At 63.4% G+C, this 21,019-nt stretch carries 20 protein-coding genes; 12 read left to right on the plus strand and 8 right to left on the minus strand.

Features of this window, described 5'->3' with window-relative positions; translation table 11 throughout:
- Positions 1 to 16 precede the first annotated feature (16 nt).
- Positions 17 to 1,414 carry an argininosuccinate lyase gene (gene argH, locus HD842_RS18705; RefSeq protein ID WP_183556259.1) on the minus strand — a complete coding sequence of 466 codons (1,398 nt, stop codon included), beginning with the start codon at positions 1,412 to 1,414 and terminating at the stop codon, positions 17 to 19.
- Positions 1,415 to 1,613: 199 nt separating this feature from the next.
- Here argH and HD842_RS18710 point away from each other — a divergent pair, with 199 nt between their 5' ends.
- The 5 genes from HD842_RS18710 to HD842_RS18730 all read left to right on the plus strand — a co-directional run bounded on the left by HD842_RS18710 (position 1,614) and on the right by HD842_RS18730 (position 5,366).
- Positions 1,614 to 2,051: a GNAT family N-acetyltransferase gene (locus HD842_RS18710; protein WP_183556260.1), complete on the plus strand. Its 438-nt coding sequence runs from the start codon at positions 1,614 to 1,616 to the stop codon at positions 2,049 to 2,051.
- A gap of 67 nt (positions 2,052 to 2,118) precedes the next feature.
- Positions 2,119 to 3,369, plus strand: coding sequence for a cyanophycinase (locus HD842_RS18715; protein WP_183556261.1), 1,251 nt, complete (start codon positions 2,119 to 2,121; stop codon positions 3,367 to 3,369).
- Positions 3,370 to 3,978: 609 nt separating this feature from the next.
- Entirely contained in the window at positions 3,979 to 4,470 is a 492-nt protein-coding gene (locus tag HD842_RS18720) for an Hcp family type VI secretion system effector (protein WP_183556262.1), read from the plus strand.
- Between the two features lie 12 nt (positions 4,471 to 4,482).
- Positions 4,483 to 4,929, plus strand: a complete 447-nt coding sequence (locus HD842_RS18725) for a BPSL0067 family protein (protein WP_183556263.1) — start codon at positions 4,483 to 4,485, stop codon at positions 4,927 to 4,929.
- Positions 4,926 to 5,366, plus strand: coding sequence for an STY0301 family protein (locus HD842_RS18730; protein ID WP_183556264.1), 441 nt, complete (start codon positions 4,926 to 4,928; stop codon positions 5,364 to 5,366). The genes HD842_RS18725 and HD842_RS18730 overlap by 4 nt, the downstream gene beginning before the upstream one ends.
- Before the next feature lie 27 nt (positions 5,367 to 5,393).
- Here HD842_RS18730 and HD842_RS18735 read toward each other — a convergent pair whose 3' ends face one another.
- On the minus strand, positions 5,394 to 6,425 hold the full coding sequence (locus HD842_RS18735; protein ID WP_183556265.1) for an alpha/beta fold hydrolase: 1,032 nt from the start codon (positions 6,423 to 6,425) through the stop codon (positions 5,394 to 5,396).
- A gap of 153 nt (positions 6,426 to 6,578) precedes the next feature.
- On the opposite strand from HD842_RS18735, the gene HD842_RS18740 reads away from it, so the two are divergent.
- Both HD842_RS18740 and HD842_RS18745 read left to right on the plus strand, forming a co-directional pair.
- Positions 6,579 to 7,991, plus strand: coding sequence for an IgA Peptidase M64 (locus HD842_RS18740; protein ID WP_183556266.1), 1,413 nt, complete (start codon positions 6,579 to 6,581; stop codon positions 7,989 to 7,991).
- Positions 7,992 to 8,135: 144 nt separating this feature from the next.
- Complete coding sequence (locus tag HD842_RS18745) at positions 8,136 to 8,630, plus strand: hypothetical protein (protein WP_183556267.1); 495 nt, start codon at positions 8,136 to 8,138, stop codon at positions 8,628 to 8,630.
- Positions 8,631 to 9,019: 389 nt separating this feature from the next.
- On the opposite strand, the gene parC is transcribed toward HD842_RS18745, so the two are convergent.
- Complete coding sequence (gene parC, locus HD842_RS18750) at positions 9,020 to 11,359, minus strand: DNA topoisomerase IV subunit A (protein ID WP_183556268.1); 2,340 nt, start codon at positions 11,357 to 11,359, stop codon at positions 9,020 to 9,022.
- Positions 11,360 to 11,511: 152 nt separating this feature from the next.
- Complete coding sequence (locus tag HD842_RS18755) at positions 11,512 to 13,506, minus strand: DNA topoisomerase IV subunit B (protein ID WP_183556269.1); 1,995 nt, start codon at positions 13,504 to 13,506, stop codon at positions 11,512 to 11,514.
- A 173-nt stretch (positions 13,507 to 13,679) separates the two neighbouring features.
- Here HD842_RS18755 and HD842_RS18760 point away from each other — a divergent pair, with 173 nt between their 5' ends.
- From HD842_RS18760 to HD842_RS18770, 3 genes are all read left to right on the plus strand, one after another.
- Positions 13,680 to 14,504 (plus strand): response regulator, encoded by an 825-nt coding sequence (locus HD842_RS18760; protein ID WP_183556270.1) that lies wholly within the window; start codon positions 13,680 to 13,682, stop codon positions 14,502 to 14,504.
- 65 nt (positions 14,505 to 14,569) lie between these two features.
- On the plus strand, positions 14,570 to 15,580 hold the full coding sequence (locus HD842_RS18765; RefSeq protein ID WP_183556271.1) for a gamma-glutamyl-gamma-aminobutyrate hydrolase family protein: 1,011 nt from the start codon (positions 14,570 to 14,572) through the stop codon (positions 15,578 to 15,580).
- 94 nt (positions 15,581 to 15,674) lie between these two features.
- Positions 15,675 to 16,022 carry a hypothetical protein gene (locus HD842_RS18770; protein WP_183556272.1) on the plus strand — a complete coding sequence of 116 codons (348 nt, stop codon included), beginning with the start codon at positions 15,675 to 15,677 and terminating at the stop codon, positions 16,020 to 16,022.
- Here the strand turns inward: HD842_RS18770 and HD842_RS18775 are convergent.
- Positions 15,994 to 16,707 carry an ArsR/SmtB family transcription factor gene (locus tag HD842_RS18775; protein ID WP_183556273.1) on the minus strand — a complete coding sequence of 238 codons (714 nt, stop codon included), beginning with the start codon at positions 16,705 to 16,707 and terminating at the stop codon, positions 15,994 to 15,996. The two genes, HD842_RS18770 and HD842_RS18775, sit on opposite strands and share 29 nt — an antisense overlap.
- Positions 16,708 to 16,779: 72 nt before the next feature.
- Here HD842_RS18775 and HD842_RS18780 point away from each other — a divergent pair, with 72 nt between their 5' ends.
- Entirely contained in the window at positions 16,780 to 17,106 is a 327-nt protein-coding gene (locus tag HD842_RS18780) for an NIPSNAP family protein (protein ID WP_183556274.1), read from the plus strand.
- Positions 17,103 to 17,447, plus strand: a complete 345-nt coding sequence (locus HD842_RS18785; protein WP_183556275.1) for an antibiotic biosynthesis monooxygenase family protein — start codon at positions 17,103 to 17,105, stop codon at positions 17,445 to 17,447. The genes HD842_RS18780 and HD842_RS18785 overlap by 4 nt, the downstream gene beginning before the upstream one ends.
- A 10-nt stretch (positions 17,448 to 17,457) precedes the next feature.
- On the opposite strand, the gene HD842_RS18790 is transcribed toward HD842_RS18785, so the two are convergent.
- From HD842_RS18790 to HD842_RS18800, 3 genes are all read right to left on the minus strand, one after another.
- Positions 17,458 to 18,585, minus strand: a complete 1,128-nt coding sequence (locus tag HD842_RS18790; RefSeq protein WP_183556276.1) for a YbdK family carboxylate-amine ligase — start codon at positions 18,583 to 18,585, stop codon at positions 17,458 to 17,460.
- Positions 18,575 to 19,765 (minus strand): cation:proton antiporter, encoded by a 1,191-nt coding sequence (locus tag HD842_RS18795; RefSeq protein WP_183556277.1) that lies wholly within the window; start codon positions 19,763 to 19,765, stop codon positions 18,575 to 18,577. Before HD842_RS18795 ends, HD842_RS18790 begins: the two co-directional genes overlap by 11 nt.
- Positions 19,766 to 19,836: 71 nt before the next feature.
- Entirely contained in the window at positions 19,837 to 21,006 is a 1,170-nt protein-coding gene (locus HD842_RS18800) for a vWA domain-containing protein (RefSeq protein WP_183556278.1), read from the minus strand.
- Positions 21,007 to 21,019 lie beyond the last annotated feature (13 nt).

The following is a 21,019-nucleotide window of genomic DNA, read 5'->3' on the forward strand; positions in this document are numbered from 1 at the left end:
CTCCAGGGGTATGAAATTACTCGGCCAGCTGCTTGCGCACGCGCTCGATGGCGATGCGCACCTGGTTCGGCGCGGTGCCGCCCACGTGGTCGCGCGCAGCCACCGAACCTTCGAGCGTGAGGACCGCGAACACGTCCTCTTCGATCAGCGGCGAGAACGTCTGCAGCGTCTCGAGCGACATCTCGGACAGGTCGCAACCGGCATCGTCGCAGGCGCGCACGGCATGCGCCACCGCTTCGTGGGCATCGCGGAACGGCAGGCCGCGCTTGACCAGATAGTCGGCCAGGTCGGTGGCTGTGGCATAGCCCTGCAGCGCTGCCGAGCGCATGTTTTCGGCCTTGACCGTGATGCCCGAGGCCATGTCGGTGAAGATGCGCAGCGTGTCCATCACGGTGTCGATCGTGTCGAACAGTGGCTCCTTGTCTTCCTGGTTGTCCTTGTTGTAGGCCAGCGGCTGGCCCTTCATCAGGGTCAGGAGGCCAATCAGGTGGCCATACACGCGGCCGGTCTTGCCACGGGCGAGCTCCGGCACGTCCGGGTTCTTCTTTTGCGGCATGATCGACGAGCCGGTGCAGAAGCGGTCGGCGATGTCGATGAAGCCGATGCGCGGGCTGATCCACATGACCAGTTCTTCGGACATGCGCGAGATGTGCATCATCAGAATCGATGCGGCGGCCGTGAACTCGATCGCGAAGTCGCGGTCTGACACTGCATCGAGGGAGTTGTGGCACACGTCGTCAAAGCCGAGCGTCTTGGCCACGCGCAGGCGGTCAATCGGGAAGGTGGTGCCGGCCAGTGCGGCGGCGCCCAGCGGCAGGCGGTTCACGCGGCGGCGCGCGTCGAGCATGCGCTCGGCGTCGCGGCCGAACATTTCGACGTAGGCCAGCATGTGGTGGCCAAAGGTGATCGGTTGGGCCACCTGCAGGTGCGTGAAGCCCGGCATGATCGTGTCGGCGTGGCGTTCGGCCAGGTCGGTCAGGGCGCCGCGCAGGCTGGCGAGCAGCGTGACGATATCGTCGATCGCGGCGCGCACGTACAGGCGAATATCAGTTGCGACCTGGTCGTTGCGCGAGCGGCCCGTGTGCAGGCGCTTGCCGGCGTCGCCCACCAGTTCGGTCAGGCGTTTTTCGATGTTCAGGTGCACGTCTTCGAGGTCGAGCAGCCATTCGAAGCTGCCGGCGTCGATCTCGGCCCGGATCTGCGTCATGCCGCGTTCAATTTCAGCGCGGTCGTGTTCGCTGATGATGCCTTGTGCAGCCAGCATCTCGGCGTGCGCGAGCGAGCCCTCGATGTCGTGCGGGGCCAGGCGTTTGTCGAAGAAGACCGATGCGGTGTAGCGCTTGACGAGATCCGATACGGGTTCAGAGAAGCGGGCAGACCAGGCTTCGGCTTTTTTGGAGAATTGTTCGGTCATGGTGGGATTCCGGTTGGGGATCCCTTGATTATAAACTGCGCTGCCTGTGTGCCATGCGGCATGGCTGGCCAGGCTCGCAGGCAGGCTTGCGGACAGGCTTCCATGCGGGGCCTGGCAAAATCCGGTGCGGCAGGCCACATCGCCGCTTGCGTTGGTACCAATCGGCGCTAGAATGACTTTTTGTCACCTTGTCCAGGCCATGATGACGAACGATTCCAGCTTCGAGGTCAGCACCGACCAGACCCGTCTCGACATTCCAATGATCTACCGCTTCCTCAGCGAGCAGTCCACCTGGGCCGTGGGCATTTCGCGGCCCGTCGTCGAGCGCGCCATTGAAAACTCGCTGTGCTTTGGCGGCTACCTCGATGGGCGCCAGATCGCCTTCGCGCGCGTGATTACCGATTTTTCCACCTTCGCCAATCTGGTGGACGTGTTCGTCGTGCCGGAAGCCCGTGGCTGTGGTTATGGCAAGCAATTGATCGGGGTGGTGATGCGGCATCCCAGCCTGCAGCAATTACGCCGCTTCACGCTGGCCACGTCGGATTGCCACGGCCTGTACGAACGCTTCGGGTTCACCCCACCGTTGCGTCCACAGACATTGATGGAGCGTTACTTTCCCAACATCTACTTATCCTGAGCGCACTCAACATGGCGACGTGAAACTGGAATCAGGCTTACGCTGATGACTCATCGGGGGAAGTCGCATGTTCCAATCTGTCGTCCGTGTTGTTGCTCATACCACGCTCGCGCTGGCCGTCGCCGCTGGCGTCACCAGCCACGCGGCCGAGTCGCCGTCCACACCATCGCCATCGTCACTGCAGCCCAAGGGCTCGCTCGTCATCATCGGTGGCGCGCTGCGCGATGACAACGACGCTGTCTGGACGCGAATCGTGCAGCTTGCCGGCGGCAAGAATGCCCGCATCGCGGTCTTCGCCTCGGCCTCGGCCAGTCCCGAACGCGCTGGCAACTATCTCATCGAACGGCTGGATCAGCACGGTGCCAAGGCGTTCTTTGTTCCCGTCGCCGAACGCCTCGACGGTTCCGACGTGCGCGCCGCCGCCGAAGATCCGGCGCTAGTCGAGGCGGTGCGTTCGGCGGGCGGCGCCTACTTCTCGGGCGGCGATCAGGCGCGCATCACGAACGCGCTGCGCCGGCCCGATGGCAGCAACACGCAACTGCTCGATGCGCTGTGGGACATGTACCGGCGCGGTGGCGTCATTGCCGGCTCGAGCGCTGGCGCTGCCATCATGAGCGCCACGATGTTCGGCCATCCGCGCTCGGTGCTGGGCACGCTCCAGCACGGCGTGGCTGATGGCCGCCAGATCACGCGCGGCCTGGGCTTCATCGGCGACGACGTCTTCATCGACCAGCACCTGCTGGTGCGCGGGCGCTTTGCGCGCATGCTGCCGGCCATGCTGGCCAAGGGCTACAACATCGGCCTGGGCATCGACGAGAACACGGCGATGGTCGTGGGGCCGAAGCGCGACGTCGAAGTGCTTGGCTATCGCGGTGCGCTGCTGGTTGACCTGAGCAACGCCGCCACGCGCGACGGCACCTTCAACCTCAGTAACGGCCGCCTGAGCTATCTCGATAACGGCGACCGCTTCAACCTGGACAGCAAGGTGTTCACGCCGGCGCCCGAGAAAGTGCGTGGCAAGCTCGATGCGAACAAGCCGTACTGGCGCGGGCCGCTGTTCTCGGCCGATATCCTCGGCAACGGCACGGTGGTCGACCTGATGTCCAAGCTCGTCGACAGCGACCAGCCGGATGCGATTGGCCTGTCGCTCGACAGCCCGAATGCCGACCGGCCCGACCTGGGCTTCGAGTTCAAGCTCGGTCGCGTGAACGAAACGGTAGGCTACCAGTCGGCGTACAGCGAAGCTTATTCGGTCTATAACGTGCGGCTCGATATACGGCCGATCGTGGTGCAACGGCCGCTGTATCAGTATCGGTGATCTCCGGGTGATATATACGTGCTGATGAGATTACAAGCCAGATAAGCTCGTTCAAAATGGACACCATCATGACCGAATGGATCGGTGATGGAAACGAAAGTGAGCAGGATCGTTTTACGTGAGTTTGCCTTCGCCGGGACGTGCGACGGTGATGCACCGGGCGCAATCAGGGTCGATCTCCTAAATGGCTCTAGCTATTTCATCAGACCAATATTTCTTCCTTTCGAAACACCATCAAGATTATTCGGACTATAAAAAGATTAGTCATACGCGCCTGTGCGAGAGCCACCTCCTCAATCCGATTTGTTAAAGCTGGTTCAATGAATGATCAACCGAGGCGCGTTTAACGACTGACCCAGCAGGGCATCCATCACGGTACCGGCGCGCCGCGACTGTAGGCCATCTCCTGCTCAGCTGGCGGATGGCTATATTCGGGCGCTTTGCATTTGTTATGTCAGCATGCCTGGTTTGCAGCTCCGGGCTGGTGCCCAGCCAGACTGGACGCTGGATCACCCTTGATAATTCCCGTCTGATTGCCTGACCTCGACCAAGCTGGACCGACTCCAGCCCAGTGACAATTGCTGTTTTGTTCACTCAAAGGAGAACGAAATGGCACTTGACGCATATATGCAGATCGAAGGGATCAAGGGCGAGTCTGCGGACAGCGGTCACAAAGACTGGATCGAAGTATCGCACGTCGCTTGGAGCGTTTTCCAGCCACGGGCTGATGCGGTATCGACAGCTGGCGGCCTGACGACTGGTAGAGCCGAGCTGTCTAACCTATCCTTCAAAAAGCTGGCTGACTTGTCCTCACCCGTACTTCAGCAGCACTGTGCGATGGGAAAAACGCTCCCGCGAGCGAAACTCGAGTTCATGCGAGCGGATGGCGACGGCAAGCCAATCTGTTATTACACTGTGGAAATCGAAAACGTGATGATCTCCGGGATCAACCCGGGCAGCGGTGATTCGGGAATAGTCACTGAACACGTCTTCCTGGCATATTCAAAAATGAAATGGAAATACACGAAGCAGGGCATCCGGGGCGGTACCGAAGGCAACTCTTCGGGCGGCTGGGATTGTGCCGCTAACAAGTGCGCTTGAGGCGAGGCCAGCATGCCCCGCAGTATCATCTACCAAGGCGATCTTGAGGCGCTGGAACAGACCTGGGCTGGAAAGTACGTCGCGAATGGAGAGTGCGCCAGACTGCCACAAGAACTTACCGTGGTTGGCCACACTAGCCAGTGGCAACCGGGAGCAAAGGTAATCGATGTTCGCTCTCTCCAGCCCGGTACCGTTATTGCGAACTTCGTCTTTGAGAACGGCAAGGCTCGCTACCCCAACAAGCACGGCTGGCATGCCGGGTTGTTTCGCAGATTCGAGAACGGCGCAGTGATGATTAACGGGATGCCGTGTGTGTTCTCGATGATCGACCAGTACCGAGGAAAGACCGTAGCCGCGCGAGGCCTTGGCTCGCTTACGCCTGCGTTCCGAAAAGCATACCCCAGGTTTGCAACCCCCTCCAACAATGCTGATGAATTCTATGTGGTGATGGTCCCATGAAAAGTTTTCTACTCACCGCGCTTGTTCTGACATCCGCAGCACACGCTGAAGTAATTGAGTGCCCGCCACGGTACCCTGACAAGGACGTCACCTTGCCAGAAGGTAGCGGACGCGTGCAACCGGCTCGTCTATCGTTCGCCTACATGCACGTTGGAGAACTGCATAGCGAGCAAACATTGCAAGGCCCAGAAGCGAAAAAAGTGAAGGGTGGCTGGGATACCGTCTACGGCTTTAAGCCAAACGAAAGCAAGTGGCTCGTGTGCACATATGGAGGCACCGAGTGGAGCGGCCTTGATCGAATCAGTCCGGGAACAATTCAATGGTGGGGCAAATTAACGCAGCAAACTACTTTGTGTCTGCTCAAGGTCAGGGAGACGAAATTTCGCGGCTCGTTGAGCGATTGGGCTGCTGCCGCCACTTGTAAACCGAGTGCTTGAAAGTCTTTTATTCGGTACTCTCGGCGCTCAGTCGCAGCGCCACTGCAGCCGCTCGGCCAGCACCTGGCGCTGTGCATCGATCAGCGGGCCGTTCGGATCGTGGCCGGCGCGCGGCACCTCGACCAGAGCCTTGTCCGGCGCCGTGATGGCCTCGAAGAAGCGGCGCGTGACCTTTGGCTCGGTCAACAGGTCTTCTGTTCCCTGCACCAGATAGACCGGCAGCTCGTAGCGCGTGCCCAGGCGGTACAGGTCCATCGTGGACGCCATGCCGTCGCCTTTCCAGCCGACGAATTTCAAGAACGAATAATCCTCGCCCTCGGTGTAGTCGGCCTTTGCCTGCGGCGAGGCATACAAAGGCAGCACCTCGAACCAGGATGGCGGCGTCGGGTCGATGTTGGGCGCCTCGTACTTGCGCACGGCGCGCCGCACGATGCCGAAGTTGCGCGGATTGGTCCAGGGCGGGGGGCCGAGCGCCTCCAGTTGCGTGACGGTGGCAGTGTCGTTCGCCGCCCTTGCGCGGGCAATGACCGTGCTCCATGACGTGGCATTGTCCCGGTAACCCACCAGTTGGGCCACGCCGACATAGGCACAGAACAGCCCCGGCTTTTCTTTGGCCATGTGGGCGCCGATCATCGAGCCCCACGAGCTGCCCAGCAGGATCACCTTGTCCCTGCCGAAACGCTGCGTCAGATAGCGCGCCACGTCGAGGCCATCGTCGCGCAGCTGTTCGATGCGCAAGGGGACGTCCTCGCCGGGGCGGTGACGGCCCCAGGTCATGCCGCTGCCGCGCTGATCCCACTGCGCCAGCGTGATGTGCTTGCGCCACGATGCATACGGGCCGGCGCCAAACACCGAAGTCGGATTACCCGGGCCGCCGTGCACGTACAGCAGCACCGGATTGGCACAGTCGTCGCCACTGACGGTGACCCACTGCGCGATGCCGCCGATCTCCACGAAGCCGCTTTCGTCGACCGGCTGGCCGGGCTTGCAGGCCGGGGCGGCATGGGCCAGGCAGGCACTGAACAGCGGAACAGCAAGGCAGGCGCGCAGGCAAAACATCGGAACTCCGGATGGTCAAGGATGACCAGGCCGATTGTGGCGTGGTTGCCAGGCCGGGTCAATCGCCTTGGGCTGGTAAATCTGACAGGTCGCGTCGCCGCCGCAGGCCATGGCCGGCTTAGAATAGCGCGATCTACCTGTCAAGGATTCGCGATGCGCCTGTTTCACTCCTTTGCTGCGCTGCTGTTTGGCGCATTCGCTTCACTCGCCCACGCTGCGCAGCCGGCCACGGTCCGCCTGGACTACGCGCACAGCGGCAATGCGCTGGCGGACAGCTACGCGATCGAACGTGTCGTCATCGAGCCATTGCCCTGGCCCGGCAGCGCGGCGCGCAACCTGGACGACACCAACCGCGGCCAGAACCGGGTCGAAGTGGTGGATCCGAAAACGGGCGACGTGCTGTATTCGCGCGGTTTCTCCACCGTGTTCGGCGAGTGGCGCACGACCGAGGAAGCAGGGCGCATCAGCCGCAGCTTCAGCGAGTCGGTGCGCTTTCCCCAGTTCGCGCAGCCGGTGCGCGTGCGCATCCTGAAGCGCGACGAGCGCAACCAGTTCTCGGTCGCCTGGAGCATCGACGTCGATCCGAACGCGCCGGACGTGGTCAAGCGCCAGCCGCCGGCGGCGGCAAAGCCGATCCCAATTCAAGTCAGCGGCCCGTCGCCCGACAAGGTCGACCTGTTGATCCTGGGCGACGGCTACACGCAGACAGAGATGAAAAAATTCGAGCAGGATGCGCGGCGCCTGTCGGCGCATCTGTTTTCGGTCTCGCCGTTCAAGGAGCGCGCGGAGGACTTCAATGTCTGGGCGATGGCCGTGCCGACCGGGCAATCGGGCATCAGCCGGCCATCGACCGGCGTACACCATCCATCGGCGCTGGGCACGCGCTACGACATCTTCGGCAGCGAGCGCTATGTGCTCACGCTCGACAACCGCGCGCTGCGCGACATTGCCCAGCACGCGCCGTATGAATTCATCGAAATCCTGGTCAACAACGAAACCTACGGCGGCGGCGGGATCTTCGGCCAGTTCAGCACGGCGGCAGCCGGCAACGACTGGGCCGACTACCTGTTCGTGCACGAATTCGGGCACCACTTCGCGGGCCTGGCCGACGAGTACTACACCTCGCCGGTGGCTTACGCCGCGGCGAGCGGACGCATGGAGCCGTGGGAACCGAACGTCACGGCGCTGCGTGACCCGGCCAAGCTCAAATGGCAGCGTCATGTGACGGCCGGCACGCCGTTGCCGACGCCATGGCCAAAGGCCGACTACGAAGCCGCGTCGCGCGCCTACCAGAAAAAGCGCGCCGCGCTGCGCGAGGCCAACCGGCCGGAGTCGGAGATGAGCGCCTTGTTCCGTGAAGACCTCAAACAGACCAACGCGCTGTTCGACCGGCAGCCGCACCGCCACGCGGTCGGCGCTTTTGAAGGCGCCAACTACGAGGCGAGCGGGTACTACCGGCCCGCGATGCAGTGCCTGATGTTCGACCGCAGCAATGCGTTCTGCCCGGTGTGCCGCGATGGGGTCACGGACATCATTGATTTGTATGCGGGCTCTGTTCGTCAGTAATCTTTGCTTACAACTCTGACAATTTCTGCGTGTGCTGGCTAACAGACCCGACTGTCTTGACGTCGTATTCTGGAATCACTGAACAACAACAACGACTGCACGGGCAACCCGCTCTGTACAGCGACCACCAAAAGGAAACTTATCATGAACAAACTGATCGCAACCCTTATCGCCGGCCTGATGGTTACCGCTGCTCACGCCCAGACCACCGCACCAACCACCACCGCTGCGGACAACCGCATCGTGAAGGCTGAAGCCAGCGCCGAGAAAGACGTCATCAAGGCCGAACAAAAAGAAATCAAGGCCGCAGTCAAGGCTGACCAGAAGCTGAACAAGACCGTGGCCAAGGCGACGGAAACCAAGGGCGACGCACACGCCAAGCTGGTCAAGACCCACACCGACGCTGCTGCCAACGTCGCCAAGGCCGATCCTGAAGACCGCGCCAAGGCAATGGCCAAGGCCGAAGGCAAAGTGGCTGACGCCAACCTGAAGGCCGAGAAGAAGATGATCAAGGCTGACGAGAAAGTGCTGAAAGCACAGGTTGATGCTGCTGCCGACAAGGCAACCGCTGCTGCCAAGACCGAACAGGTCCGCGCTGAAGCCCAGGCTGACGTGCACAAGGCTGCTGCAAAGAACTAAGCAACTAGTTCCAATAAAAAATGCCGGCTCAGCCGGCATTTTTTTTGCGTTCAACGAGTGAGTGAGGCAGTCGTAGGGTGGGCGGCTGTGCCGCCCACGCGTTCAAACCCACTTCGCTCTGTGGTGTGCAACGTCGAGTTGAACGCGTGGGCGGGAAACCCGCCCACCCTACATCAGCTAACTGAACGCCATTTCGGCTTAGCTGGCATTTTTTTTGCGTTCAACGAGCGAGTGAGGCAGTCGTAGGGTGGGCGGCTGTGCCGTCCACGCGTTCAAACCCACTTCGCTCTGTGGTGTGCAACGTCGAGTTGAACGCGTGGGCGGGAAACCCGCCCACCCTACAGCAGCTAACTGTACGCCATTTCGGCGTTATGCCGCCTGTGGTCGCGTTACGTTTTCACAGAGTCGGTTTCGGCTGCCCGCATCCCCAGATCATGCGCCTTCATGCGCGCCGACAAAGCCTTGCCCTTGCGCGAGCGCTTGCCGAAGTGTGGCTCCAGGCCGGAGGCGAACAGCTCCACGGTGCGCGCCTTGTCGCCGGCCCAGGTGCCGATCACATTCAGGCCTTTCTGGTTGATTGGCTGCGCCGCCAGCATGGCTTCTTTCGGCTCGAGTTCCATCAGCGTCACGCCGCGGCCGCCATTGGTCAGCACCTTCATCTCATCGATGCCGAATACCAGCACGCGGCCCTTTTCGGACAGGCACGCGATCGCGCCGCAGCTGTCGGTCACGATCCGTGGTGGCAGTGGCGTCGCGCCGTCGTTGAGCGTGATGAATGACTTGCCACCCTTCAGACGGCTGACCATGTCGCCCGCCTTGGTGATGAAGCCAAAGGCGTCCGACGTCGACAGCAGCAGGCGCGTCTCGGGATTACCCGCAAAATAATGCAGGATGCGGATGCCGCCCGACAGGTCGACCAGCGTCGTGATCGGCACGCCATCACCGCGCGAACCAGGCAGCGCCGCCACCGGCACCGAATACACCTTGCCGTTGTCGCCAATACCCAGCAGATGGTCGACCGTGCGGCATTCGAACGCCTTGTACAGCGAGTCGCCGGCCTTGAACGCGAACTGCGCCGGGTCGTGGCCGATGCCCGTGCGGGCACGCACCCAGCCTTTTTCGGACACGATCACGGTCACCGGTTCATCGACGACCTTCTGCTCGGCCACTGCGCGCTGCGCTTCTTCGATCACGGTGCGGCGCTCGTCGCCGAACTGCTTGGCGTCGGCTTCGATTTCGCGGATGATCAGGCGCTTCATCGACGACGGGTTCTCGAGGATGTCCTGCAGCTTTTCCTTCTCGCTCCGCAGGTCGGCCAGCTCTTGCTGGATCTTGATCGCTTCCAGGCGCGCCAGCTGGCGAAGGCGGATTTCGAGGATGTCTTCGGCCTGGCGCTCGCTCAGGCGGAATTCCTCGATCAGCGCGGCCTTCGGTTCATCCGCGTTGCGGATGATGGCGATGACCTTGTCGATGTTCAGCAGGACCGTCTCGCGGCCTTCCAGAATGTGGATGCGGTCGTTGACCTTGGCCAGCTTGAAGTCGGTGCGGCGGCGGATCGTCGTGAAGCGATAGTCGATCCACTCCTGAATGATCGTGCCCAGGCCTTTTTGACGCGGGCGACCGTCGCCGCCGATCATCACCATATTGATCGGGCTGGACGACTCGAGCGACGTGTGCGCGAGCAGCATCAGCATGAATTCGTTCTGGTCCTGGTTCTTCGACTTCGGCTCGAACACCAGGCGCACCGCAGCTTCGCGGCCCGATTCGTCGCGCACCGTGTCGAGCGCGCCCAGCACGGTGTTCTTCAGCGCGAGCTGCTCGGGCAGCAGCGCCTTTTTGCCGGCCTTGACCTTCGGGTTGGTCAGTTCTTCGATTTCTTCGAGCACGCGCTGCGACGAGCAGCCTGGCGGCAGTTCGTAGACGATCGCCTGCCACTGGCCGCGCGCCAGTTCTTCGATCTTCCAGCGCGCGCGCACCTTCATCGAGCCGCGGCCCACCGCGTACATGTCGGCGATGCTGGACGCCGGGGTGATGATCTGGCCGCCGCCCGGGAAGTCGGGGCCGGGCACGATGCCCATCAGCTCGGCGTGCGACATCTTCGGATTGCGGATCATGGCGACAGCGGCGGCAGCCACTTCGCGCAGATTGTGCGAGGGGATCTCGGTGGCCAGGCCGACCGCGATGCCCGAGGCGCCGTTGAGCAGCACCATCGGCAAGCGCGCCGGCAGCGTGCGCGGCTCGGTCGTCGAACCGTCGTAGTTGGGCTGCGAGTCGACCGTGCCCATGTCGATTTCATCCATCAGGATGCGGGCAATCGGCGTCAGGCGCGCTTCGGTGTAGCGCATCGCGGCAGCACCATCGCCATCGCGCGAGCCGAAGTTGCCCTGGCCGTCGATCAGCGGGTAGCGCAGCGAGAAGTCCTGCGCCATGCGCACCAGCGCGTCGTACACCGACTGGTCGCCGTGCGGGTGCAGTTTGCCGAGCACGTCGCCGACCACGGCCGCCGACTTGCGCGGCTTGGCGGTCGGGCCCAGGCCCAGTTCATTCATCGCGTACAGGATGCGGCGCTGGACCGGCTTCTGGCCGTCCGACACGTCCGGCAGCGCGCGGCCCTTGACCACCGAAACGGCGTAGTCGAGGTAGGCGCGCTCGGCGAAAGTGGAGAGGGTGAGCGTCTCGACGTCGGACGGCTCGTGTTGCTGTTCAAAGAGACTTGGTTGGTTCGTCATGGTGTCTGTTTCGTGTTCTGGCGAGCGGTGGTGGCGGTGCGGAGGACTTAGGTTCCAGCCTTCGCTGGAACGACGTACATGGGCCAGTGGCTGCAAGACCGTCGTTCCCGCGGATGCGGGAACCCAAGTTCAGCTTGCAGATCACAGTCTCATCAAATATCCGCCTCGGTCTCGTTTCCGTGTTCTTCGATCCAGGCGCGGCGCGCGGCGGCTTCGCCTTTGCCCATCAGCATATTGAAGCGTGCCGACGATTCGGCGTGGTCGTAGTCGCCCAAAAACACGGGCAGCAGGCGGCGCGTGTCCGGGTTCATCGTCGTTTCCCACAGCTGCTCGGCGTTCATCTCGCCCAGGCCCTTGAAGCGCGAGATGCTCCACACGCCTTCTTTCAGGCCTTCTTTTTTCAGCTTGTCTTCGATCGCCAGCAGCTCGCCCGAGTCGAGTGCATACAGCTTCTGGATCGGCTTCTTGCCGCGCGCGGGCACGTCGACGCGGAACAGCGGTGGGCGCGCGATGCAGATGTTCCCGTTCGCGAACAGCGCCGGAAAATGCTTAAAGAACAAAGTGAGCAGCAGCACCTGGATGTGCGAGCCGTCGACGTCGGCATCGGACAGGATGCAGATCTTGCCGTAGCGCAGACCGGTCAGGTCGGGCGAGTCGCTCGCGCTGTGCGGATCGACGCCGATCGCCACCGAGATATCGTGGATTTCATTGTTGGCAAACAGGCGGTCGCGGTCGGTTTCCCACGAGTTGAGCACCTTGCCGCGCAGCGGCAGGATGGCCTGGAATTCCTTGTCGCGGCCCATCTTGGCCGAGCCGCCGGCCGAGTCGCCCTCGACCAGGAACAGTTCGTTGCGCGTGATGTCGTTCGATTCGCAATCGGTCAGTTTGCCCGGCAACACGGCCACGCCCGACGATTTTTTCTTTTCGACTTTCTGCAGCGAGCGCAGACGCGATTGCGCCTGGCGGATCACGAGTTCAGCCAGCTTCTTGCCGTATTCGACGTGCTGGTTCAGCCACAATTCGAGCGGTGGCCTGGTGAAGGTCGAGACCAGCTTGAGCGCATCGCGCGAATTCAGGCGTTCTTTCGTCTGGCCCTGGAACTGCGGGTCCAGCACCTTGGCCGACAGCACGAACGAGACGCGCGCGAACACGTCTTCGGGCAGCAGCTTGACGCCTTTCGGCAGCAAGCCATGCAGCTCGACGAAGTTCTTGACGGCGCCATACAGGCCGTCGCGCAGGCCCGCTTCGTGGGTGCCGCCGCTGACGGTGGGGATCAGGTTGACGTAGGATTCTCGCACCACGCCGCCTTCTTCGGTCCAGGCCACGACCCAGGCCGCGCCTTCGCCTTCAGCGAAACTGTCGTCGCCGGCGGCCGCGTACTGCGCGCCTTCGAACAGCGGGATCAGCGTTTCGCCGGTGGAGCTTTGCGCCAGCGCTTCGGTCAGGTAGCCACGCAGGCCCTCGTCGTAGCGCCAGGTCTGGACTTCGCCCTTGGCGTTCGTGAGCGTGACCGTTACGCCCGGCAGCAGCACGGCTTTCGAGCGCAGCAGGCGTTGCAGGTCGTTCATCGGGATGGTCGGCGAATCAAAGTACTTGCCGTCCGGCCAGGCTGTTACGCGCGTGCCGTTCTTCTTGCCGCCGCGCTCGAATGGCGCGGAGGTGAGGGGTTCGATCACGTCGCCGGCGGCGAACACCAGCTTGTGCTGGCCGTTGCCTTGATCGTCCTTGCGCCAGACTTCGATCTCGAGACGCTTGGACAGCGCATTGGTGACCGACACGCCGACGCCGTGCAGGCCGCCCGAGAACGCATACGCGCCGCCCGAGCCTTTGTCGAATTTGCCACCGGCGTGCAGGCGCGTGAACACGATTTCGACCGTGGACACGCCTTCTTCAGGGTGGATGCCGACCGGGATGCCGCGGCCGTCATCTTCGACCGTGATCGAGCCATCCGGGTTCATCGTGACGCTGATGTTCTTGCAATAGCCACCCAGCGCCTCATCGGAGGCGTTGTCGATCACTTCCTGGATGATGTGGAGCGGATTTTCCGTGCGGGTGTACATGCCCGGACGCTGTTTCACAGGTTCGAGTCCCTTGAGGACGCGGATGGATGATTCGCTGTAGTCTGGAGCGGGTTTCTTGGAGGCCATCTTGAAGAGTATTTGTAGAATGCGTTGGCATTCTATCTTGTCGAGCGGAAAAGGAAATGCTTTTTAACTGTATAAATATACAGTATTTTGCGCTTATGTCGTGCTTTTCACCTTGCACCTTTGTGCTAGATTACGCTGTAAATACATAATCGATGCAAGAAGGGTGGGGCTTGATGCAGCGATCCCATTGTCTGTTCACCGTGCGTCCGATCGGCTTTGATCCGGTTGAAACCGCCCGGCTGGCGGCGCTGCTCGAAGACGCGCCGGGCGCCGGGCCGTCGTATTCTTGCCTGCATGCCGATAGTTTGCAAGAGCCGCATCTGCTGATTGCCAATGGCGACAACCCGTTTGCGCTGGCGCAACTGGCGTGCCGGCCACCCGATGCGCTGCAACCGGTACTGGTCATCGGCGGCAGTGACGCCACCTGTTGGCCAACTCTAACCCGCCCGCTTGACCAACGGGCGTTGCATGGAAAGCTGGCCGAACTGCTCGACACGCGCGTGCATGCGCTGGCCCAGCAGGGCGCCCGTGCGCGCCGCGTGCTGGCCGAACGCCGCCGCCGTCCGCGCCTGGGACCGGATCTTGAAACGCCCGCATTCTACACGCGACTGCGCCGCGGCCCCGTCGATGGCCCGGTACTGATCGTCGATCAGGCGTGCAACCTGCGCAACCGGGTGGCGCAGGTGCTCGGGCCGCGCCGGATCGGCGTCGAATGGACCGACAGCCGGGCCGCCGCCGTGCGCTTGTGTGACGAGACGCCGGTGGCGCTGGTGCTCATCAACACGGCCGCCCCGGGCATCGAACCGTATGCGCTGTGTTCATCGATCAAGGCGCAGGCCGGCGCCGGGCGCACGCCGGTCGTGTTCATGGTCGCGCCATCGTTTCAGTACGACAGTGCCCGCGCCCGGCTGGCCGGCGCGCGCGGCCTGCTCGAGACGCCCGTGGCAGGGCGCCACCTGATGCTGACCTTCCAGAAGCTGCTCGATGTGCCGGTCTGAGCGCGTGGCGACCTTTTGTAACAACTTTGAATCGTGCGCAGCATTGCCGAAGTTATATTAATGACATGACCGAAGACGACCCCATCAAGCGCAAGCCAGACGACCCCTCGCCCGAGGCGGATATCGATGAACGTCGCGAGACGCGCGTGCGCGTGCCCGACCGGCGCGCCAGCGGCGGCCAGCACGCACGCGGGCCGGCGCGCTATCTGCGCGATGGCGACAACCCGGTGGCCCTGGCCGGCCGGGTCATCACGTCGCGCTTTCGCTCGCTGCGTGAACGCTTCAGTCGCGACATCATGCAGCGCACGCTGCACATTGGCGTCTCGGCCCGCATCTTTCATCCCGAAGCGGGCGCCAAGGGTCTGCTGAGCAAGAACCTGCAGTACCTCGAGGAATCCATTGCCCAGTGGGTGATGTCGCGCGACGTGCTGGTGTTCATGATCCCGACGGTCAATACCAACGGCTTGCTCCACCCCAGCAACATCACGCTGCGCCACTATGCGCGTCATCTGGATGGCCTCGTGCTGCAGGGCGGGGCCGACGTCGCGCCGCAAACCTATTCCGAAACGCCCACGCGCCCCGAATGGAGCGGCGACCGCGCACGCGACGTGTACGAGCTCGAACTGCTGCACGAATTCGTCGACGCCGGCAAACCGGTCCTGGGCGTGTGCCGTGGCTGCCAGCTGATCAACGTCGCCTTTGGCGGCACGCTGCACCAGGACGTCGCCACCGACCGTCCCGACGCGCTAGCGCACGTGCACGACCTGTACGATGCCCATCGCCACGCGATCGTGTTTCCCAAGGGCTCGTCGCTCGGCCGCATGTTCCCCAACATCCAGCAAGCGATAGTCAACTCGATCCACCACCAGGCCGTCAAGGACCTAGGGCGCGATATCCGCATCGAGGCGATGTCCGAGCCGGACGGCATCATCGAGGCGATCCGCTACCAGCGCGCCAACTTCGTCATGGGCTTGCAATGGCACCCCGAGTTCCACCGCGCGGGCGGTGTGGATCTGCTCGACTGCACGCCGGTGCTCGACGAGTTCCTGCGCGCAGCGCGCGAGACGCGCCTGTAGCACGAAATCGCTTGCTTTCACCGTGTGACACGGGAATAATGAATGAGAATCATTCTCATCTCATTGTCTTGTTCTGGTCCATGGAGCGTTACGCATGACGATTTCCCCCATACCCACCACGCCATCCACAGCGGGCGAGCCGCGCAACCAGGACACGCTGCTGGTTGCCTCGCTGCTGCACCTGATGTCGCATTACAGCGCCAAGGGCGACGGCGAGCCGCCGTGCGTCAAGCTGGCGTCCGTGATCGAGCGCCACCTGTGCGCGCTGGCGCGCCTGCCGACGATCGACCCGGTGCTGCGCGCCACCTGCGAGCAGCTGGCCGACCAGTGGGCGAACGTGGTCGACGCCAGGCTGCCGCCGCCAGCACCGGCCAGGCAGCCGCTGCTGGCACGCTTCATGAAGACGGGCTGGGTCAGCAAGGGCGTGCCGGTGGCGGGCTGACCTGATCGAGCCAGCCACGCAGGGCGATCTCGCCCTGCGCATCGAAGGCCATGACGCGCGAACCTGTCACGCGGCGCGCCCAGCCGAGTTGTTCGAACCGGTCGAGCAGAGCGCTGCCCAGTGCGCCGGCCAGATGGTGACGCCGTTCGCTCCAGTCCAGGCAGGTGCGGCACACGGGGCGTCGTGAGCGGGTCAGTGCAGGGATGTCGACGCCCAGCTGGCCGATCAGTGACGCACCTGCGGTCGTGAGCACCATGCCGTCGGCGCCGAAGCCGAACGCGCCTCGCGCAGCCAGCCGGTCATGCAACACCACGCCAAGCTCGCCGGCCAGGTGGTCGTAGCAGACGCGCGCCTTGCGCAGGGCCGGCGCGGACGGGCCCAGCTTCAGGTGCAGCGGCAGCGTGCCGGCGCCGAAGGCCATGCCCATCAGCGTCTCGAGCAGCGCCGCCACGTCGGCATCGGCGATGCTGAAATACCGGTGCCGCCCCTGCGCCTGGACGACCAGCAGCCCGGCATCGACCAGCTTGGCCAGATGGGTGCTGATCGTCTGGCGCGTGACGCCTGCCGCATCGGCCAGTTCGGTGGCGGTGAGCGCCCGTCCGGCCATCAGCAAGGTCAGGGCCTGCGCGCGCGCCTGATCGCCGATCAGTGCGGCGATGGTGGTGATATTGGGACCGTCTCTCATGCTTCGATCTTAACCGAAGCATCTGGCCACGGCATCAGGCTAAGGTGACCGCTCCAAACCCGAGGAGTCACCATGACCATTACCTGTTTCATCCGCTATCGCATCGATCCGTTTCAGCGCGAGCAGTTTCGTGAATACGCCGCCAACTGGGGACGCATCATTCCCCGGCTCGGCGGCTTCTTGATCGGCTACTTCCTGCCGCACGAGGGGACCAACGACGAGGCCTGGGGGCTGGTGGGCTTTGCCAGTCTGGCCGACTACGAAGCGTACCGCACACGCTTGAAGACGGATGACGAGGCGCGCGCCAATTTCGCGCTGGCGCGCGAGGGGCGTTTCATCGTGCGTGAAACGCGCACGTTCACCGAAGCGGTGGAGGGCACGCTCGGGAGCCGCGCGTGATCGCGGTCATCTTCGAAGTCGAACCCGACCCGCTGCGCCAGCGCGAATACCTCGCCACGGCGCAGGCGCTGGGCGCTGCGCTCGAGGCGATCGACGGCTTCGTGTCGGTGGAACGGTTCGAATCGCTCACGCAGCCCGGCCGCCTGCTGTCGTTGTCGTTCTGGCGCGATGAAGACGCCGTGCAGCGCTGGCGTACGCTGGAAGCGCACCAGGCGGCGCAGGCTGCCGGTCGTGACGGGGTGTTTCGCGACTACCGTTTGCGCGTGGCGCACGTGGTACGCGATTACGGGATGCAGCAGCGCGAGCAGGCGCCGCCGGATAGCCGGGCAGTGCACGGCTGATTCGCGCAGCTCATGCCACGTGGTCACCCCGGAAGTGCCCGATCGCCGCATTGACCATCCCTTCGACCGAGCCTTCGCGCTCGGCGTGGCGACGCAGGATTGCTGCATCGCTGCCGCCGCGGGCGGCTGCCGCCAGGTGCTGCAGCGCCTGGCGGCAGCCCAGCGCTTCGGCGTGCGGCAGCATCCGTTCGAGCGTGGCCAGGATATCGTCGCGGATCACGATGCTGTCGTAGGTTTTCGGGTGCGTGATGCTGCCATCCAGCCCGAAGCGGCAAGCCTGGAAGCGGTTGTAGTTGTAGACGAGGTAATCGTCTTCAGCAGGTGCTTCATCCTTGCGCTCGAGCAGATGGCGGCACAGCGCCTGCAGGTAGGCCGCCAGCGCCGCGGCCCGCTCCACGGTCAGCGGCGTGTCGCACACGCGCAGCTCGATCGTGCCGAATTCGGGCTTGGGTCGCAGGTCCCAGTAAAAATCCTTCATGCTCTTGATGATGTTCGTACGTTCCATCTTGGCGAAGTACACGTCGGTGAACTCTTGCCAGCTGAGCGTGAAGGGCGCGCGGCCGCTCATCGGAAACGCAAACACGGAATTTAAGCGTGCCGATTCGAACAGGCTGTCGTGGCCCTGCACGAACGGCGACGACGCCGACAGCGCGATGAAGTGCGGCAGATAGCGGTTCAGCGCGTGCAGCAGGTACATCGCATCGTCGCCGTTGGCGCAGCCGATGTGCACGTGCTGGCCGAAGACCGTGAACTGCTTGGCCAGGTAGCCGTACAGTTGCGACAGGTATTCGTAGCGCGGCTTGGCTGAAATGCGCTGGTCGGACCAGTGCTGGAACGGGTGCGTGCCGCCACCGGCGATGCCGATATTGAGCGTGTCGCCTGCCGCGACGAGCGTGTCGCGGATCTCGGTCAGCTCGGCCAGCAAGGGGCCATACGCCGTGTGCACGCTCGAATTAATTTCGATCATGCTCTCGGTGATCTCGGGCGTGACATTGCCCGGGAACGGCTTGCGCTCCAGCAGATGCATCAGGTCGGGGCTGGCGGCGGTCAGGTTGAAGTCTGACAGGTTGACCAGTTGCAGTTCGAGCTCGACCCCGAAGGTGAGCGGCGTGGACGAAGTAAAAGCGTCAAGCGGCATGATGGGACTCCGGTGCTTCGTGCGCCCAGATCAGGGCGCGCTGGATGATGATCGGGCCAAACACTTCGAGCAGCATCGCGACTGCGGCCATCGCGTGCAGGTCGTCGACCACTTTCAGGCCGGCATAGCGCGCATGTTCGAGCATCAGGATCACGAACACGGCCAGCGGCGCCAGGCCCAGGCCCGTGAGCGCGCCCTTGCGCCAGGTGACGCCCGACAGGTGCGAGAACGCGGCCACGCCGGCGGTCTTGGCCAGCAGCCGCACCAGCACGACAACCACCGCCATCACGCCGCCGGCCGTCACCAGGCGCCAGTCGAGGGTCGAGGCGGCGTACACGAACAGCAGCACGATGAGCACTTCGCCGAGCGCGCCGAAATTGCGCTGGGTCTGGGTAAAGGTCACGCGGCGCGAGCGCACGGTCAGGCCGAAGGCCAGTGCCGCGACGACTGGCGACAGGCCGCCGACATCGCACATCGACACCAAGAGGATCACGGCCAGCGCAAACGCGACGGTCGTGTCCTGCTGCGCATTGCCGATCGCGCGCAGCAGCGCCGGCACCAGCAGGCCGAACACGGCGCCGGCCACGATCGACGCGGCGAGCATCACGAGGCTTTGCCACACTGCCTCACTGACGGCGTCCTGCGTGCGGAACAGCCAGATGCCGATGATGGCGTTGAACGCGAACACAGCCAGCACGCAGTTCTGGGCCGACAGGTGCAGCACGCGCTCGGTCATCTGGCCCGAGCTTTTCTGTTCGTTGATGACCCGCACGACGGTGGCGGGGGAGGTGGCCATGGAGAGCGCCGCCATCAGCAGCGCCGTGATCTGGGCCGCGCCAAACGCGATGGCGACGAGGTAGACGAGCACGAAGGTCAGGCTGGACTCGACCAGGCCGGCCACGCCGATCCACGGATTGTTGACGAGCCAGCGCAGGTTGATGCGGTTGCCCAGTTCGAACAGGACCAGGCCGAAGGCGATATTGGCCAGCAGCGCGACCGGGCCCAGATCGGCGGCAGGCAGCACGCCGATCTGCGCGCTGCCCAGCGCGAAGCCAACCAGGCCGTAGAAGCTGATGCGGGGCAGGCCGGTCCAGCGCTGGCCAAATTCACCGGCCAGCCATGCCAGCGCAATCGCCAGGGGCCAAGCAAGGCTCGTCAATACGGACAACAGGTCAGGCATGCGGTCTCCTTCTTCTTATCGTTGCGCGATTCTAGTGCGCCCGGCGGCTCGCGTCCGTGTTCGTGCTAACACTACTTGCTCAACAGGCGCATGGCCCGTTCCAGGCCCTCCAGCGTGATCGGGAACATCCGGTTGCTCATCACCTGGCGAATCAGCGCGATCGATTGGCGGTACTGCCACAGGTGCTCGGGCTCGGGATTGAGCCAGGCGCATTTCGGAAACGCCGTCATGAAGCGCGCCAGCCAGACCGCGCCGGCTTCGTCGTTGTTGTATTCGACCGAGCCACCGGGCGCCATGACTTCGTAGGGACTCATGGTTGCGTCGCCGACGAACAGCACGCGCGTATCGGCCGGGTATTTACGCAGCACGTCCCAGGTGGCAAAGCGCTCGCTGTGGCGGCGTGCGTTGTTCTTCCACAGGTAGTCGTAGACGCAGTTGTGGAAGTAGTAGAACTCCATGTTTTTGAATTCGCTGCTGGCGGCCGAGAACAGTTCTTCGGTGCGTTCGATATGGTCGTCCATCGAGCCGCCGACGTCGAACAGCATCACGACCTTGATCCGGTTCTTGCGCTCGGGCCGCATGCGGATGTCGAGCCAGCCGGCGTTGCTGGCGGTGGCGCGGATCGTGTCGTCCAGCGCCAGTTCATCCGCCGCGCCCTGGCGCGCGAAGCGGCGCAGGCGGCGCAGCGCCACCTTCAGGTTGCGTGTGCCCAGTTCGCGCTCGCCGTCGTAGTCGCGGTAGGTGCGCTGGTCCCACACTTTCACGGCGGTGCGGTTGCGACTTTCGCCGCCGATGCGGATGCCTTCCGGGTTGGTGCCGCCATGGCCGAACGGCGACGTGCCGCCGGTACCGATCCACTTGCTGCCGCCTGCGTGGCGTTCCTTCTGCTCTTTCAGCAGTTCCTGCAGGCGTTCTTGCAGCTTGTCGTAGCCGAATTTTTCGAGCTGCGCTTTCTGCTCCGGCGTGAGTTCGCGCTCGAAGCGCTTGATCAGCCAGTCGAGCGGAATCTCGGCCTTCGCGTCGAACACCGCATCGATGCCGCGGAACCAGGCGCCGAAGACGCGATCGAACTTGTCGAAGTGGGCTTCGTCCTTCACCAGCGTCAGCCGCGCAAGATAGTAGAAGTCGTCGAGCGACGGGGCGATCACGCCGCGTTGCAGCGCGTCGAGCAGCGTCAGAAATTCGCGGATCGAGACCGGGATGCGGGCCTCGCGCAGGGCGCGGAAAAAATCGATCAGCATCGCATCGAGGGGG

The sequence above is a fragment of the Massilia aurea genome, from assembly GCF_014200505.1.
Taxonomy (GTDB): Bacteria; Pseudomonadota; Gammaproteobacteria; order Burkholderiales; family Burkholderiaceae_D; genus Telluria; species Telluria aurea_B.

Bases quoted from the DNA above. Each gene is read 5' to 3' on its own strand.
- HD842_RS18725 (WP_183556263.1), top strand. From the start codon at position 4,483: ATGCCCCGCAGTATCATCTACCAAGGCGATCTTGAGGCGCTGGAACAG.
- HD842_RS18720 (WP_183556262.1), top strand. From the start codon at position 3,979: ATGGCACTTGACGCATATATGCAGATCGAAGGGATCAAGGGCGAGTCT.
- HD842_RS18710 (WP_183556260.1), top strand. From the start codon at position 1,614: ATGATGACGAACGATTCCAGCTTCGAGGTCAGCACCGACCAGACCCGT.
- HD842_RS18790 (WP_183556276.1), bottom strand. From the start codon at position 18,585: ATGCCGCTTGACGCTTTTACTTCGTCCACGCCGCTCACCTTCGGGGTC.
- HD842_RS18760 (WP_183556270.1), top strand. From the start codon at position 13,680: ATGCAGCGATCCCATTGTCTGTTCACCGTGCGTCCGATCGGCTTTGAT.
- HD842_RS18775 (WP_183556273.1), bottom strand. From the start codon at position 16,707: ATGAGAGACGGTCCCAATATCACCACCATCGCCGCACTGATCGGCGAT.
- parC (WP_183556268.1), bottom strand. From the start codon at position 11,359: ATGACGAACCAACCAAGTCTCTTTGAACAGCAACACGAGCCGTCCGAC.
- HD842_RS18735 (WP_183556265.1), bottom strand. From the start codon at position 6,425: ATGTTTTGCCTGCGCGCCTGCCTTGCTGTTCCGCTGTTCAGTGCCTGC.
- HD842_RS18745 (WP_183556267.1), top strand. From the start codon at position 8,136: ATGAACAAACTGATCGCAACCCTTATCGCCGGCCTGATGGTTACCGCT.
- HD842_RS18780 (WP_183556274.1), top strand. From the start codon at position 16,780: ATGACCATTACCTGTTTCATCCGCTATCGCATCGATCCGTTTCAGCGC.
- HD842_RS18740 (WP_183556266.1), top strand. From the start codon at position 6,579: ATGCGCCTGTTTCACTCCTTTGCTGCGCTGCTGTTTGGCGCATTCGCT.
- HD842_RS18755 (WP_183556269.1), bottom strand. From the start codon at position 13,506: ATGGCCTCCAAGAAACCCGCTCCAGACTACAGCGAATCATCCATCCGC.
- HD842_RS18715 (WP_183556261.1), top strand. From the start codon at position 2,119: ATGTTCCAATCTGTCGTCCGTGTTGTTGCTCATACCACGCTCGCGCTG.
- HD842_RS18795 (WP_183556277.1), bottom strand. From the start codon at position 19,765: ATGCCTGACCTGTTGTCCGTATTGACGAGCCTTGCTTGGCCCCTGGCG.
- HD842_RS18730 (WP_183556264.1), top strand. From the start codon at position 4,926: ATGAAAAGTTTTCTACTCACCGCGCTTGTTCTGACATCCGCAGCACAC.
- HD842_RS18765 (WP_183556271.1), top strand. From the start codon at position 14,570: ATGACCGAAGACGACCCCATCAAGCGCAAGCCAGACGACCCCTCGCCC.
- HD842_RS18770 (WP_183556272.1), top strand. From the start codon at position 15,675: ATGACGATTTCCCCCATACCCACCACGCCATCCACAGCGGGCGAGCCG.
- argH (WP_183556259.1), bottom strand. From the start codon at position 1,414: ATGACCGAACAATTCTCCAAAAAAGCCGAAGCCTGGTCTGCCCGCTTC.
- HD842_RS18800 (WP_183556278.1), bottom strand. From the start codon at position 21,006: ATGCTGATCGATTTTTTCCGCGCCCTGCGCGAGGCCCGCATCCCGGTC.